The sequence below is a fragment of the Vibrio gelatinilyticus genome (assembly GCF_022836845.1).
Classification (GTDB): domain Bacteria; phylum Pseudomonadota; class Gammaproteobacteria; order Enterobacterales; family Vibrionaceae; genus Vibrio; species Vibrio gelatinilyticus.
This window is the reverse complement of the sequence record NZ_JAJNNZ010000003.1, coordinates 239,730-254,576: the sequence shown is the minus strand read 5'-3', so window position 1 is coordinate 254,576 and position 14,847 is coordinate 239,730. Positions and strand designations below refer to the sequence as shown.

The following is a 14,847-nucleotide window of genomic DNA, read 5'->3' as shown; positions in this document are numbered from 1 at the left end:
TTGAGACTTAAAGAAAAGTAATATTCAGGGCTTCGATTTAATCGGTGGCTCTGTTCTCTATTTGTCTAGAGCCAGTCACCATATCCACGGTCATGATATACAGGGACAATGGATCGCCATAATGTCGAAAAGAAAACTGATATTGATGAACATCTTGCAGTAGTTCGCTTGGTTGAACAAACTCTAACTCGTAGCCATCTTGTTGATAGATTTCAGAGGTTTTAACGGCGTAACGTGCAGCCTTAAGTTCGGCATTTCGGTTGTAACCCTTCTCTAGTAACGGGTTGCTTGGGTAGCTTCCATTTTCAAACACCATTTCTCTTAGCTTACCAGCACTCCACACATAAAATGTTTTCCAACCCTCATTTTCTCTTCTGGATAATAGAATCGGTTCCTTGGTCACCGTCATGGTATGTAATAGACTACCGCTGTCATCAAACAGGTACGTACTGCACCCACCCGTTCCACAAAAATATGGGGTTTGCATTAATATTAGTAGTTCTAAGTGACCGTCATTATTAAGATCTGCGCTACCAACCTTAAAAGAGAGCATTTTCTCATTCGGCTCTATTTTTTCTCTCGCTAGAATAACGTTTTTCACGAGCAGAGTGGCATTTTCTTCATTGTAGGAAGTCGGTGACTTCTTATTACCGTGTTCTTCCAGACTATTAGAATTTGGATATTGGCAGCCTGCACAGGACAATATGAATGAAATTGCAGAAAAAATATAGAGAGGGTGCATAGTCAATCCCACAACGATATCAAAGGTCATTAATCATTGATTATAGATTATAGACTTATTTTTGCATCGCGATTTAGTGGAGATAGGAAGAGCAAGGCAGAGTTAAGCAGGTACCAGAGAGTACCGACTTAACAACCAAAGTAGGCGGAGAAATTAATTCAAGCCCACTTCGACATCACCTGTCACTTTACTAGAACACGCCAGCACAAATCCTTCTGCTCGATCTTGCTCAGAGAGTGTTTCATAACTCGTTGACTCAACCTGCCCCACTTTCACTCGGCACTTGCATGAGCCACAGATACCACTTCGGCATGCTGCGATGACTGGCACACCACCTTGCTCTAAAGCATCAAGCAACAAACTGCCTTTGTCTACTTGCAATTCGACACCAAAGTCAGCAACGGATACAGTCGCCAGCCCCATGTTGGAATCGAGTTTGTCGTCATTAGCAGAGGTTGGAGTAAAACTTTCTTGATGGAATTGATCCATATCGAAACCACACTCATCTAAACTAATTCTGACCACTTCCATAAAGCCTACAGGCCCACAAAGGTAGACCGTACGCTCAAGAAAGTCTGGGCACGCTGCGTTAAGCTTGTCGATGTCGAACAACCCCTGAGGATAGTCAGTACCAACATTATTCTCTAACACCAACTTGAGGTTAAAGTTTGCATGTTGCTCGTCTAAGCCTTCAAGCTTGTCAAAGTAGATAACCTGCTGTTTCTCTTTAGCGAAGTGTAAAAATTCGATATCAATGTCTTTCCTACTTTCAAGCCAATCACCAACCATCGACATAATTGGCGTCACACCACAACCTGCACTGATCATCAGTACCTTACTTTTCGGTAGACATTCAACACTATTGAATGCCCCCATAGGCTCCATTACTTCGAGGGCATCGCCTACGCTCAGGTCCTCAACGATATGGTTCGATACAAGTCCTCCGGGAACTCGTTTAACGGTAAACTGAAGCTTGGACTGATTGGGCGTAGAGCTAATGGAGTACGCTCTATAGTGCTTTTCAGCATCGATCGAGAAGCCCAAAGAAGTAAACTGTCCCGGTTTAAAATCGAAAGAGTTATCGTCATTGATTGCCTCTAGCTCGAAGCTAACGGCATCAGGAGTTTCGAACCATTTTTTTGAACAAATTAAAGATATTGAAGTATTACTAGCCCAAGGCATTAGTGATCTCCCTAGAATAAGAAAAGCGCCCTACCTTTCGTAGGGCGTTGGTGTTCAGTTCATTACGCAGCTAGTATTGTTTTTAGGTCGTCTTCAACGTTAGAAATACTTCTCATGTCGAACTTTTCTTGCAAAATAGCTAATAGGTTATCGGTCAAGAATGCTGGCGCCGTTGGGCCTGTATAGATCCCCTTCACCCCAAGAGCAAACAAAGTTAATAGAATTACAATGGCTTTCTGCTCAAACCAGGAAAGTACTAGAGTTAAAGGTAGTTCATTGATATCACAGTCAAACTCTTTGGCTAATGCTAAGGCCAATTGAATTGCTGAATACGCGTCGTTACATTGGCCAACGTCAAGTAGACGCGGAATACCGTTAATGTCACCAAACTGATTTTTGTTGAATCGGAACTTACCACAGGCCAACGTCAAGATAAGGCTATCTTGTGGCGCTTGAGCGGTGAAATCCGTGTAGTAGCTTCGCTCGGCCTTGTCACCATCACAACCACCGACTAGGAAAAAGTGCTTGATAGCGCCCGCTTTTACTTGTTCAACGACTGCAGGTGCGGCCTCCATGAGTGCATTTCGGCCAAATCCTACAGTAATCAGTTGTTCAATTTCGTCATGCTTAAAGCCTTCTAGTGACAGAGAGCAATCAATCACCTGAGAAAAATCATCACCCTCAATATGAGCAACACCCGGCCAGCCAACAATGCTTCGTGTAAATAAACGATCGGCATACTGACCAACATCAGGGTTTAGGAGACAGTTCGACGTCATGACAATCGCGCCAGGGAAGTTAGCGAATTCTTTTTGTTGGTTTTGCCAAGCACTACCGTAGTTACCTTTTAGGTGAGGATATTTACTCAGCTCAGGGTAAGCATGCGCAGGTAACATTTCACCATTGGTATAAACATTTATGCCTTTGCCTTGTGTTTGCTGCAGGATTTTCTCTAGGTCATGTAAGTCGTGCCCAGACACCAAGATACACTTGCCTTGCGATGTCTTAACATTGACCGACGTTGGTGTTGGATGTCCGAATGTATCGGTTTCACCCTTATCAAGCATCTCCATAATGCGGTAGTTCATTAAACCAATTTGCATAGAGGTATTAAATAGTGCGTCTATATCCGTTGAATCTGTGCCAAGCCATGACATGATCTGATGGTATTCACCATAGACTTCGTCGTTGGTTTGAGACAGTACACGAGCGTGCTCTAGATAAGCTGCTGCACCCTTTAGTCCGTATAGACAAAGTAAACGAAGACCAATAATGTCTTCGTTCACAACGTCGTGTCCACGGTTAACAGCCGCCGTTGGAGCAAAAGCTAACAATGCTTCTTTACCTTCTGGAAGTGTAAACTGGGCAGCAGGTGAAAGTGCCGGTAATTCAATTCCCTTGAGTAGGGCTGCAGCCTTAACTTGTTGCTCTAATCTGTTTTTGAAACGAGCCGCCGTTTGTGCAAATTCAATGATTCTTTCAGGGTCGAAGTTCACATTGGTTAACGTGGCAAAAAATGCTTTTGGTGCCCACTGATCGATTTCACTATCAATGATGTCTAACTGACGACCCTGTTCAGCCCAAAAAGAAACGCCTTGAAGCGCATAAACCAGTACATCTTGAAGATCAGAAACCTCAGATGTTTTACCACACATACCTTGAGTATACGAACAGCCCTTAGAGACAGGTGTTTGAATCGTTTGTTCGCATTGAATACAGAACATAATATAGCAACTCCAGTGTAATTTTATTTATGCCTTGGTTTATAGCCAGGCTCATTATTCCTCCTCAGCTATAGCACGGCTCGTGCCAAGTTTTTAAACCATTGAAATAAAAGAAAACACATAGATTAGAGCCTCAACAATGAGTCATATGGACATCCTTACTAAGAAAACAAAAACACACATTGAAGTCAAAATGACTTACTTGGTTGTACCCACAGTTTTTTCTCTAACTTTGTTGAGGTTAGCGTTTGATATTGTTGATGCTCGTCATAGGTAAGAGAGTGTGAACGGTTGAGCATACTAATATCGACAAGTGGTATGCTGATTTCCAAGCGCTTTCCGATATAACCCTTTCCATTGAGTAGAGAGGGGATTGTTATTGTTTGTGATAGCCAACCTAACTGGGTTAACTTTTGAGATCTGGTTAATTGTGGTTTTTTTTACATTGTCCTATGTTTTGATTATCAATGGCATTTCGCAAAGTAGAACAACGAAGCCTTGGCCATTTATCACTATGACTTCGCTGCCCTCAAGACAAACCTAAAGTGGTACATAGTGATCAACGAGCAATGCCACAAACAACAGCATCAATTGATAGATAGAAAACTTAAACGTCTCAATTGCTGTATTTGGCTCCGGAGAGAATTTTAACTTACACGCATAGTAAATAAATCCGCCACTGAGCAAGGTCGAGCTGGCCAAGTAAATAAGCCCCGTCATACCCACAAGGGCTGGCATTAAACAAACCAGTGCCAATAGAATGGTATAGAGCAATATTGACGTTTTGGTGTACTCTTCCCCGTGAGTGACTGGCAACATGGGGATATCTGCTTTGGCGTAATCTTCCTTACGATGTATTGCCAAAGCCCAGAAATGCGGTGGCGTCCAGATAAAAATAATCATCACCAATAACCAAGCGTGAGAATGCATTTCTCCAGTTACAGCCGTCCAACCTAATAGCGGAGGCATAGCCCCAGCAATTCCGGCGATAACAATATTCTGTGGCGTTGCTCGTTTTAAATACATCGTATACACAACGGCATAACCAAGTAGACTCGCAAAAGTAAGCCAAGCTGTTAGTGGGTTCACCGCTAAAAACAGCACAGCAAATCCCATTGCCCCTATAACACTTGCAAAGATCATGACTCGAGCAGAACTCAGTTCACCCGATGGCAAAGGTCGCTTATGAGTCCTTGCCATTATTGAATCAATTCGTCTGTCTATTAAGTGATTGTACGCCGCCGCAGATCCTGCCATCAAACCAATACCTATTAGGCCCAATATGGTTTCTGATACAGGAAGCGTTCCTGGTACAGCGAGGCACATCCCGACGACTGCAGTTAAAAGCATAAGTGCAACGACTTTTGGCTTTGTGAGTGTTAAGTACACCCGCCAGTTGGGTCTTTTAGCAACAACTGTGACTTTACTGGCAACCATGGCTGTCGACTTACTCATAAAGAACACTCCTTGTCTTCTGGGTTCACTCTAATTTGGTTAATAGGTTTATTACCATTTTTTTGACGGCTAATTTTGTGTGGCAACGTTGAAGCTACCTGTGCTGTCCATACCTGATAATTGATATAGGTAAGACAAATCAATAATGAAGCAGCGCCTAAGTTGTGTAGTACTGCTATCGAAAGCGGCAAAAGCAATACAACATTGGCAATGCCTAAGCACACTTGCACCACCAGCACAGCGGCAAGCACGGCGGCTGCTTTTGATAATGCGCTTGATTCACTTCGATAAAGCCTCAATGCCAGCGCACCAACTACACAAAAGGTAATGAGAGCGCCGATTCGATGCGTAACATGTATGGTCATCCTTGCAGGGTATTCCAGCACACCAAATTCGTAGGAGTCGTAACCATTAAGTTGTAGTGAGAACGCATTTTTGAAATCAAGAAAAGCTGGCCAGTTCCCTTCACAGATAGGCAGCGAACTGCACACGACCGCGGCGTAGTTTGACGATGTCCAGCCGCCAAGCATAATTTGCACAACGACAACGCAAAAAGCGATAAGGGACATCAATTTCAAACTTCCCGGCACTGATTGCCTTGTGGTTTTTTGTGGCTTTAGACGAAAATAAAACAAACTAAGCAGAGCAAGAAGTGTAAAACCACCCAGTAGGTGCGCCATAACGACCAAAGGCATGAGCTTTAACGTCACAGTCCACATTCCCAAAGCTGCTTGAAATACCACAACCACACTTAATGCAATGGGTAGTCTGACACCAACCGCACTGCGCTTAGCCCTAATTGACCAGGCGGTAATGGCAAAAATACACAGTCCAAGAGTGCCTGCGAAGTAGCGATGGACCATTTCCAACCAGGCTTTATCTGCCTCGACAGCTCTCTCTGGGTAAGCCGCATTAGCCGCTTGTACATCACCAGCTTTTGTTGGCACGGTCAAATGGCCATAACAACCAGGCCAATCTGGGCACCCTAGTCCCGCATCGGAAAGCCGCGTATAAGCTCCCAAAGCAATCACAATCACTGTTAATAATAAGCTCAGTTTTACCAATACATTCAGATTCATACAGCGCTCATCCTAATCCCTTTTATGAGATTGTTGAATTAACCAACCCTTGATAGTTTTAGTAACTTACGTAAGTCACTAAGCAACCCTTTACTTTGTGCGGCCAATGTTGCTTCTTGCTCATTAGGGTAACTCATGACTAATTGACCCAGTGGATCAACGACTAGGTAGTCACCCTCACCAACATGACTGAGAAAGTCTTCGCTTACCGGCACTACCATGAACTCCTCCATGATTGTTGGTATAACCGATAACTCCGCCGCTACATAGACGACGGGCAGTATACGCTCTTTGTTCTTGCCTAAAGCTATATGGGTTTGTCGTAGCAAATGAAGCTTTTCTACGCAGCGAGACAAACACTCCTCTGGCAACACCAACCCCATCTGCCATGATTTTTGAAAAAGAGGATTGTCGATATCTAAAGACTCGAAGGTCACAGCTGGGTCTACCAAACTTCCATAGTTAGTCACCCCCGATTGATACCAATTGTTACTGAGGATGGTCTTGGCCAATATGGCGGGTAACGCAAACACTAACACTAGGCCAATCAATAACATTCTGCCTTTGAATTTTTTCGAACTTATGTCATCTGATTTTATAGCTGAGTTATTCATACGCTCTCCCTGCGATTGTTCTCATTACGCTTAACCTGGTTACTGCCAACGAGAACGCGATAAAACGATAGTGTGATAACAAAAGCGAACACGGCGGCCATGACAAACCACTGCAGCGAATAGCCAAAATGTTTTGCTGATTTCATCGGTAATGGACTCCAACGAGTTGGGTAGTGAGAAAACTCATTGTCTAGCTGAACGGCTAAATGAGCTAAAGGTCTATCTAATTGCGCCGCAATAGCAGGCAAATCCAGGCTTTGTATTCTTGTCACTCGTTGTTCTGAGTTATTGAATTGTTCTGGTGTGAAGCCTGAACCTAGAGGCGCTGGTGAACGGCGATATAGACGACCAACAATTTCAACATTATTCGGTAAGCCATTAATAACTGGGATTTGATCGCGACTTTTCTCCATCGGCACAAAACCAAGTTCTAGCAATAGGTAGTGCTGGGTAGGTAACTCAGCGAGTTGATATACGAGGTATCCAACCTTTTTGTTCAGTGTTTGATTGTCCAATAGATAAAACTGATTGGTGGGGCTAACAGACTGCATGACCGCAACTCCGTAAAGCTCATCGTCGAACACACTTGTAAACGAGCTTTTCAACTCCATGGAGTTGCCATTTATTTTTTCTTGGCCCTCTCTTGTGTTGGCTAAATACCGCATTGGCAGCGTTTCTAACAACGTAGGAGTGGCCTGTAACCGTATCTCTAACATATTTTCTATTTGCTGCTTTTGTTGCCCACGCTCTAATTGCCAAAAACCCAATTTGACGAGCGTGGAAAACACCACCACAGTTAGTATCAACGCGAGCCAAAATTTTGGACGGCTTTGCAACTGACCAATAGGACTCGTTATGAACGCCACTATACTTTTCAAAGTCGCTTTAGTACTGCTACTGCTGTTCATTATCTTAAATCTAGCCCTCGCACTAATACGTATGGTTCGTGATAAGCCTGACGATGCCAAGCCCATGAGCCACTACCTTGGCAAACGTGTCGTTGTTTCTGCTATTGTCATCATCTTGCTGATCATTGCTCTACAAAGTGGCCTAATTACTCCTAATCCTCGTCCTTACTAAGCAGTTAAAGAACGTAGACAAAAATAAACAAGCACAACCAAACGACATCGACAAAATGCCAATACCAACTGCCCGCTTGAAATGCAAAATGGTCTTTGGGTGTAAAGTGATCTTTTGCGATCCTAAACAGCAGTACGATAAGAAAAATTGTTCCTAAGCAAACATGTAGACCGTGAAAGCCGGTGAGCATGAAGAACGTATTACCATAGATCCCCGATTGTAATGTTAAGTCCATCTCCTGATAAGCGTGGGCGTACTCTGCTGCTTGGAAATATAAGAAGAATCCGGCTAAAACGATAGTGATCTCAAGCCATACAATCAATGCCATCCGTTTGTTCTTCTCTAGGCTGACGTGAGCCATATGAAGCGTTATCGAAGATAATAGTAAAATGACAGTGTTTTTTAACGGCAAGCCCTTCCAGGACATGGCTTCGGTTGTTTCACCAGATGGCGTCGTTGTTAACGGCCACATGGCTTCAAAGCCAGGCCAAAGCACTTCATGAGTCATCAGGTTATTGTCGGCACCGCCCAGCCACGGTACAGAAAGAATCCTCGCGTAGAAAAGTGCCCCAAAAAACGCACCGAAAAACATGACTTCCGAGAAAATGAACCAACTCATTCCTTGACGAAAAGATCTCGCGATCTGGTCGGTGTATAATCCCGACAAAGACTCACTCACAACGTTGCTAAACCAACCTGCTAACATATACTGCAGCACCGCAAAGCCCACTATAAGAATGGCATTGCCAATAAAACTCCCTGCCCCACCTGTTTCCAGATTTTGGACAGTTAGTCCCGCGCCAACGGCGACAAGAAACAGCGCAACCGCGCCAACAATCGGCCAACTACTTTGTGCTGGAACATAATATGGTTGTGGTTTACTCATAAAGAAATTCCCTGTTCACGAATATTGCTAAGTTCACGAATATTGCTAAGTTCGCTAATATTGCTAGGTGCCCGCGCAAAGACTTCGTTTACCGACCAATCGGTTAACATGGGGCTGAATTTAGCGGCAATTAGGCTCAGTGCACTGCGGCCTATATTGCTCTGTTTTTGTGCTGCATTCTCTGTGATATTAAAGAGCGTGTACGACAGTGTAAGGGTATGAATTGACTGTGGGACATCAGGTTCGATGTAGAAGATCAAAGGCATTTCAGCACTTTTTTTTGACTCAAGCGGTTGATGATTAAAGCAAAAACACTCAATCTTATTAAAGTAGGCTGCGCCTTCTCCCGGTGAAACAGAAGGAACGGCCTGCCCCACTATTTCCTGACTCGATAAATTTCTAGCCAAATAGTTGGTTCTAATAACCTCGCCGGGATGGACTTCTAGCACCAAGCTTTCAGGCTTAAACTCCCACGGCATATCGCCTTTGATGTGGGCCATGAATTCCACCCGAATCGTACGACTCTCATCGGCCCTCATCCCCATGGGTTGTATCACCGACTCACTGTTAGGTTTGCCATTGATCCCCAGCGCGTCACACATAATGTCGTAAAGCGGTACCAGAGCAAACCCAAACCCGAACATGCCAATCACTGCAGCACAAAGCCACAGTACTACCTTTCTATTGGATGTTTGCTGCTTAGTCATTGTTCGCTTCCCTTATAAACATCATTCGCTATCACTTTTTCAATCGATTTTTGGCGGTGTACTAAAGGTATGGTGTGGCGCCGGGCTTGGTACGGTCCACTCTAAGCCTTCTGCCCCTTCCCATGGCTTAGCCTCCGCTTTTTTACCCTGACGAATACACTTAATAACCACCCAAAGGAATATCAATTGGGCAAGGCCAAAGGCAAAGCCACCAATCGAAACGATCTGATTCACATCAGCAAATTGAATTGCGTAATCTGGAATTCTCCTTGGCATGCCTGCCAATCCCAAAAAGTGCATAGGGAAAAAGAGAATATTTACCGACACTACTGAGGTCCAAAAGTGCAGCAAGCCGAGCTTTTCGTCGTACATATGGCCAGTCCATTTTGGTAGCCAATAGTAGGCCGCCGCCATAATGGAAAATACCGCGCCGGTCACCAGTACATAGTGGAAATGGGCGACAACAAAATAGGTATCATGGTACTGAAAATCTGCCGGGGCTATGGCTAACATCAGCCCAGAGAACCCACCAATCGTAAAGAGCACAATAAAGGCAATCGCAAATAACATTGGCGTTTCAAATGTTAATGCCCCACGCCACATTGTGGCGACCCAGTTAAAGACCTTTACCCCCGTTGGCACCGCTATCAACATAGTGCAGTACATGAAAAATAGCTCGGCGAACACGGGCATTCCGGTGGTAAACATATGATGCGCCCAAACAAGGAAAGACAGCAGCGCAATACTGCAGGTCGCGTAAACCATGGAGTGATACCCAAAAAGTTTTTTGCCGCTAAATGCAGGTACAATCGCCGAAATAATGCCAAAAGACGGCAAAATCATAATGTAGACTTCGGGGTGACCAAAGAACCAGAAGATATGCTGGAACATCACCGGGTCACCACCGCCAGCGGCATCAAAAAAGCTTGTGCCAAAGTATTTGTCTGTAAGTACCATGGTCACCGCACCCGCTAAAACCGGCATCACTGCAATAAGCAAGAACGCGGTAATAAGCCAGGTCCAAACAAACAGCGGCATTTTCATTAACGTCATACCCGGTGCGCGCATATTAAAAATAGTCACAATCACGTTAATCGCACCCATAATTGAGCTAATACCCATGATATGAACCGAGAATACAAACAGTGCTGTGCTGTCAGGCCCATATGTGGTCGATAATGGCGCATAGAACGTCCAACCGAAATCAGGACCACCTCCAGGTGTGAAAAGAGAGCCAATCAAGATAAGAAACGCGAATGGTAATATCCAAAAACTAAGGTTATTCATTCTTGGAAGTGCCATGTCTGGCGCACCAATCATCATTGGAATCATCCAGTTGGCTAGCCCTGTAAACGCGGGCATTACCGCGCCAAACACCATGATGAGCCCGTGAACGGTTGTCATTTGGTTGAAGAAGTCCGGCTCAACCAATTGCAATCCGGGCTGAAATAACTCAGCCCGAATGACCATCGCCATCGCTCCGCCAGTCAGGAACATCGCAAAGCTAAACCATAAATAGAGCGTACCTATGTCTTTATGATTGGTTGAGTATAGCCATCGCGTGATTCCCGTAGGAGTATGATCATGATGGTCATCTTCTAATATCGCCGTACTATTGGCTCGAGTGATCTCGGCATCCGTCGCCGCTGAAGATTTAATGTTTTTCATTGGTTCCGTTTCCATCATAACTCCTTGGAGCTTTCTTGCTCCTCACCCTGAGTTTTGAACGCATTGATATCCGATGCCTGTACTAAATCACCCGTATCGTTTCCCCACGCATTTCGTTGGTAAGTAATTACGGCGGCAATTTCTTTTTCGGTCAACTGGTTGGCAAATGACTGCATAGCCGTCCCCGAAACACCATCAACAACTTTACTGATGTGAAGGTTAGCGTCGCCTGTTGCTATTGGGTTTCCTTTGATTGCCGGGAAGGCACCAGCAATTCCTAGACCATTTGCTTGGTGACACACGGCGCATCGGCCTATATAAACTTGCTCACCGATTTCCATTAGCTGGTCTAGAGATAAAGAGGAATCCAACGCTTTCGCAGCCTCAGCTTTAGCCAGCGCCACTTCTTCTTTTTTATTGATCAGCCATTCATCGTATTCAGCTTCTTCCATGGCATGAACCACAATAGGCATAAAGCCATGCGCTCTGCCACAAAGCTCAGCACACTGACCACGATAGACTCCGGGGTGATCAATTTTGGTCCAAGCCTCGTTGATAAAACCAGGAATGGTATCTTTTTTCACGGCAAAATCAGGAACCCACCATGAATGAATCACGTCGTCTGACGTCATCAAAAAGCGAATCTTGCGATTGATTGGGACAACTAGCGGATTGTCGACCTCTAGCAAGTAATGAGCCCCTTTTGTTTCATTACCATCAATTTGATTTTGGCTGGTGGCAAGCAATGAAAAAAACTCTACGTCTTCTCCAAAGTAGTCGTAGTGCCACTTCCACTGCGAACCGGTCACTTTGATCGTTAGGTCTGACTGTGAGGTATCTTCCATAGCCACAAGGGTTTTCGTGGCGGGAATAGCCATTGCCACCAGAATGACAATGGGTATCACCGTCCAGATGATCTCAACCTTAGTACTTTCGTGAAAATTGGCAGCAACTGCGCCTTTGGATTTGCGGTGTTTGACGATGGAATAGAACATTACCCCAAAAACAACAAGAGCGATAACACAGCAGATATAAAATATCAGCATATGCAAATCGTACACTTTGTTGCTTATTTGGGTGACACCACGTGTCATGTTGAAATTACTTGATTCAGCGTAGGCAGCACGAGCTATCATAAGCCCGAATAAAAGCGTACTTACACCACGAATGGTCAGCAACCTTTTCAAAAGATTTCTCCTTTCGCTCAACTGTATCTACCTTGATACAGCTCCCCGAACATGCATGCCGTCGACAACGATAGAGGATCAGTTCTATCTGGATTGGCTCTGCTTGTAACTAGAATCCCAGTCGCTGCTAAAAATCACATACTAGCCACTAGATTCGCATAAGAGTAAATGACAAAAAGTGAACACATGGTCCTCAGTACGATATTAGAGGCCACTCAACGTTTTGTTATATAAATGTTAATGTAAGGCTAGTTTTAGATCTTCGGATCTTCAAGAATAAATGTTGAATCTATGGAAGTGCGTTGTATTTTTAGGAGTTCTAAGGGGATGGCAACACGCTGATCGTGCTTTGCTGCTTGATTATGTGTGCCACCTTATAAATAGGGTCATCTATCAAAGCCTGCAGGATGCAGGCGGATTTCCAGAAGTATCAAAACGTCGCTATTGAGCCAGCCATTCTACTTCGATCAGGCAATCACCACAGTGTTTAATCCGACCAAGGAACTTGTCATCTTGATGAATGGCACCCACTCCACTTGGCGTACCCGTCATAATAATGTCACCGTCTTCGAGAGTGGTATATGAGGCCATTTCTCTCGTTATTACATCTGGCTTGTAAATCATCTGATCGCAACCACCCACTTGAACTCGCATACTATTTATGAAAAGTTCGACTTCTAGCTTGCTAAGATCCAATCCTTTAGTTGATACAAATCGACTTACTTTTACCGAACCGTCAAATGCCTTAGCTCGTTCCCAGGGCAACCCTTTGTTTTTCAGTTTACTTTGCAGATCTCGCTTGGTCAGATCTATACCAAATCCTACCCCAGCTATAGCGCCGTTCTCTACGATAAAGCAGATCTCAGCTTCGTAATGTAACGGCTCACCATGAAAAGATAATAACTGATCCGTCAAACTTGAATTAGGCTTATTGAATACCACCATTTCATCAGGCACTTCATTACCCAACTCTTCTATGTGTTTAACGTAATTTCGTCCAACACAAAGTATTTTAGAAGGCATTACCGTTTTTCCATCAAAAAGTACCGACCGCATTATCTATCCCTAGTTCGCAGAAACAAAGGAAGCATAATATAGGAAATAGAGTGATAACTTTATGAATAGAGTAGCGAAATGTGAAAAATTGGCAGTGGATCTCAATCCGCAGGGCACACAAGAAACAAAAAAACGCCCACTTAACAGCGGGCGCTTTCAATCAAAAACCAAAAATCTTTAGACTAGATTATAGGTAGAAACGAGTACCGATGATGAATTGGTGATCTTTCGCTTTCTTGTATTGGCCTTCGCCTTGGTTATCGTAGTTGTAACCAGTGTACGCACGTAGACGAGGAGAAATCGTGTATTCAGCCTGTACAGAAGTACCAGACTTAACGCGCAGACCTGTAGTGTCGTCTTTCATCTCTTCGTGCTTAGCGATAAGGTTTAGACCGTTGTCAAAACCGTAAGCAAGGATAGAATCTACCGCTTTAGTTTCTTTGATTAGGTTACCAGCGTATGAGTTCATGTTTTTGTTGTCAGCGTAAGTCGCTGCAACGTATAGACCCGCTCCAAAGTTACCGTACTTACCAGAAACGATGTGAGATTCAGCTTTCTTTGCAATACCGCGCTCAGTGATGTCGCCACCGTTGTATGCGTAGTTAGCGTTGAAACCAGCGATAGAGTAGCCGATAGCTGCCTGGCCACGGTTGTCCGCTTGAAGAACAGTTAGGTCGCTAGTAGTCACAACACCATCAGTGCCCGCAACTGATACAGATTCAGTTGTTGAGTTAGCACCTTGCCAACCTACACCGATAGTTAGTGCGCCAGCGTCACCAAAATCTACAGTGTTTGAGTAAGCAGCTAGTTTTTCAGCACGAGCAGTACCGAAGAAGCCGTGGTTGTCGTAAAGGAAATCATTTGACCAACCGATTGGCGTATCAACAACACCCGCAGCCATGTAGTAAGGAGACCACTGTGTACCTAGTGCAACACGACCGTATGTATCGTGACCAACACCGATGTAACCTAGACGAGTTTTGAACGTGTTTTTAGCACCTTCAAGCATGTTCATTTGCCATTCAGCTTTAAAGTCAGCCTTAAAGCCGTTACCTAGGTCCTGAATCACTTCTAGGTTGATACGGGGAGATTTCTCTTCAACACGAGCATCTTTACCAGCGTGTGCGCTAGTTAGACCAACAGTAGCGTGACCACCAATAGACATTTGAGTGCCGTCTTGGTTGTAGATTTCAAGTGCGTTTGCTTGAGTGCCGATTGCTGCAGTTGTAACTGCTAGAGCTAGTAGGGTTTTGTTCATAATAACTTCCATATGACAGTTTCACACTTATCCGCTTCTGTTTATCCATAATAAAAAAGAAGGCGTGGATAAGTACTTAGGGTGTTAAACCACACTTGATGAGTCGTTTTAATAAACATAAAACTCAATACAAGTGCATGAAAAACATGAATTTGTAATATGGAGATACTTTAATGATTTAGTTCCGCGATGTGGCGTTAAATAAAATG

At 44.2% G+C, this 14,847-nt stretch carries 14 protein-coding genes; 1 reads left to right on the top strand and 13 read right to left on the bottom strand.

Features of this window, described 5'->3' with window-relative positions; translation table 11 throughout:
- Positions 1 to 37 precede the first annotated feature (37 nt).
- The 7 genes from LNL84_RS05335 to LNL84_RS05305 all read right to left on the bottom strand — a co-directional run bounded on the left by LNL84_RS05335 (position 38) and on the right by LNL84_RS05305 (position 7,662).
- Positions 38 to 742, bottom strand: a complete 705-nt coding sequence (locus LNL84_RS05335; protein WP_244355694.1) for a hypothetical protein — start codon at positions 740 to 742, stop codon at positions 38 to 40.
- A gap of 153 nt (positions 743 to 895) precedes the next feature.
- Complete coding sequence (locus tag LNL84_RS05330; protein ID WP_244355693.1) at positions 896 to 1,924, bottom strand: FAD-binding oxidoreductase; 1,029 nt, start codon at positions 1,922 to 1,924, stop codon at positions 896 to 898.
- 62 nt (positions 1,925 to 1,986) lie between these two features.
- On the bottom strand, positions 1,987 to 3,648 hold the full coding sequence (hcp, locus tag LNL84_RS05325; RefSeq protein ID WP_244355692.1) for a hydroxylamine reductase: 1,662 nt from the start codon (positions 3,646 to 3,648) through the stop codon (positions 1,987 to 1,989).
- A 540-nt stretch (positions 3,649 to 4,188) separates the two neighbouring features.
- On the bottom strand, positions 4,189 to 5,103 hold the full coding sequence (cyoE, locus tag LNL84_RS05320; protein ID WP_244355691.1) for a heme o synthase: 915 nt from the start codon (positions 5,101 to 5,103) through the stop codon (positions 4,189 to 4,191).
- Complete coding sequence (locus tag LNL84_RS05315; protein WP_244355690.1) at positions 5,100 to 6,182, bottom strand: COX15/CtaA family protein; 1,083 nt, start codon at positions 6,180 to 6,182, stop codon at positions 5,100 to 5,102. The genes cyoE and LNL84_RS05315 overlap by 4 nt, the downstream gene beginning before the upstream one ends.
- 38 nt (positions 6,183 to 6,220) lie before the next feature.
- Positions 6,221 to 6,796 carry a hypothetical protein gene (locus tag LNL84_RS05310; RefSeq protein ID WP_244355689.1) on the bottom strand — a complete coding sequence of 192 codons (576 nt, stop codon included), beginning with the start codon at positions 6,794 to 6,796 and terminating at the stop codon, positions 6,221 to 6,223.
- Positions 6,793 to 7,662, bottom strand: coding sequence for an SURF1 family protein (locus LNL84_RS05305; protein ID WP_244355688.1), 870 nt, complete (start codon positions 7,660 to 7,662; stop codon positions 6,793 to 6,795). The genes LNL84_RS05310 and LNL84_RS05305 overlap by 4 nt, the downstream gene beginning before the upstream one ends.
- On the opposite strand from LNL84_RS05305, the gene LNL84_RS05300 reads away from it, so the two are divergent.
- Positions 7,652 to 7,876 (top strand): DUF2909 family protein, encoded by a 225-nt coding sequence (locus LNL84_RS05300; RefSeq protein WP_244355687.1) that lies wholly within the window; start codon positions 7,652 to 7,654, stop codon positions 7,874 to 7,876. The genes LNL84_RS05305 and LNL84_RS05300 overlap by 11 nt on opposite strands.
- Positions 7,877 to 7,880: 4 nt before the next feature.
- Here the strand turns inward: LNL84_RS05300 and LNL84_RS05295 are convergent, their stop codons facing one another.
- The 6 genes from LNL84_RS05295 to LNL84_RS05270 form a co-directional block, all read right to left on the bottom strand.
- A complete protein-coding gene (locus LNL84_RS05295) occupies positions 7,881 to 8,762 on the bottom strand; it encodes a cytochrome c oxidase subunit 3 (protein ID WP_244355686.1) in 882 nt (293 codons plus the stop codon).
- On the bottom strand, positions 8,759 to 9,469 hold the full coding sequence (locus tag LNL84_RS05290; RefSeq protein ID WP_244355685.1) for a cytochrome c oxidase assembly protein: 711 nt from the start codon (positions 9,467 to 9,469) through the stop codon (positions 8,759 to 8,761). The genes LNL84_RS05295 and LNL84_RS05290 overlap by 4 nt, the downstream gene beginning before the upstream one ends.
- A 39-nt stretch (positions 9,470 to 9,508) precedes the next feature.
- Positions 9,509 to 11,137, bottom strand: coding sequence for a cytochrome c oxidase subunit I (gene ctaD / locus LNL84_RS05285; protein WP_425244286.1), 1,629 nt, complete (start codon positions 11,135 to 11,137; stop codon positions 9,509 to 9,511).
- A 14-nt stretch (positions 11,138 to 11,151) separates the two neighbouring features.
- Positions 11,152 to 12,273, bottom strand: coding sequence for a cytochrome c oxidase subunit II (gene coxB, locus LNL84_RS05280; protein ID WP_244355883.1), 1,122 nt, complete (start codon positions 12,271 to 12,273; stop codon positions 11,152 to 11,154).
- 492 nt (positions 12,274 to 12,765) lie between these two features.
- Positions 12,766 to 13,380 carry a fumarylacetoacetate hydrolase family protein gene (locus LNL84_RS05275; protein WP_244355683.1) on the bottom strand — a complete coding sequence of 205 codons (615 nt, stop codon included), beginning with the start codon at positions 13,378 to 13,380 and terminating at the stop codon, positions 12,766 to 12,768.
- Between the two features lie 187 nt (positions 13,381 to 13,567).
- On the bottom strand, positions 13,568 to 14,638 hold the full coding sequence (locus tag LNL84_RS05270) for a porin (RefSeq protein ID WP_244355682.1): 1,071 nt from the start codon (positions 14,636 to 14,638) through the stop codon (positions 13,568 to 13,570).
- Positions 14,639 to 14,847 lie beyond the last annotated feature (209 nt).

Coding starts and splice junctions, on each gene's coding strand:
- LNL84_RS05335 (WP_244355694.1), bottom strand. CDS start 742: ATGCACCCTCTCTATATTTTTTCTGCAATTTCATTCATATTGTCCTGT.
- LNL84_RS05330 (WP_244355693.1), bottom strand. CDS start 1,924: ATGCCTTGGGCTAGTAATACTTCAATATCTTTAATTTGTTCAAAAAAA.
- hcp (WP_244355692.1), bottom strand. CDS start 3,648: ATGTTCTGTATTCAATGCGAACAAACGATTCAAACACCTGTCTCTAAG.
- cyoE (WP_244355691.1), bottom strand. CDS start 5,103: ATGAGTAAGTCGACAGCCATGGTTGCCAGTAAAGTCACAGTTGTTGCT.
- LNL84_RS05315 (WP_244355690.1), bottom strand. CDS start 6,182: ATGAATCTGAATGTATTGGTAAAACTGAGCTTATTATTAACAGTGATT.
- LNL84_RS05310 (WP_244355689.1), bottom strand. CDS start 6,796: ATGAATAACTCAGCTATAAAATCAGATGACATAAGTTCGAAAAAATTC.
- LNL84_RS05300 (WP_244355687.1), top strand. CDS start 7,652: ATGAACGCCACTATACTTTTCAAAGTCGCTTTAGTACTGCTACTGCTG.
- LNL84_RS05295 (WP_244355686.1), bottom strand. CDS start 8,762: ATGAGTAAACCACAACCATATTATGTTCCAGCACAAAGTAGTTGGCCG.
- LNL84_RS05290 (WP_244355685.1), bottom strand. CDS start 9,469: ATGACTAAGCAGCAAACATCCAATAGAAAGGTAGTACTGTGGCTTTGT.
- ctaD (WP_425244286.1), bottom strand. CDS start 11,137: ATGAAAAACATTAAATCTTCAGCGGCGACGGATGCCGAGATCACTCGA.
- coxB (WP_244355883.1), bottom strand. CDS start 12,273: ATGATAGCTCGTGCTGCCTACGCTGAATCAAGTAATTTCAACATGACA.
- LNL84_RS05275 (WP_244355683.1), bottom strand. CDS start 13,380: ATGCGGTCGGTACTTTTTGATGGAAAAACGGTAATGCCTTCTAAAATA.
- LNL84_RS05270 (WP_244355682.1), bottom strand. CDS start 14,638: ATGAACAAAACCCTACTAGCTCTAGCAGTTACAACTGCAGCAATCGGC.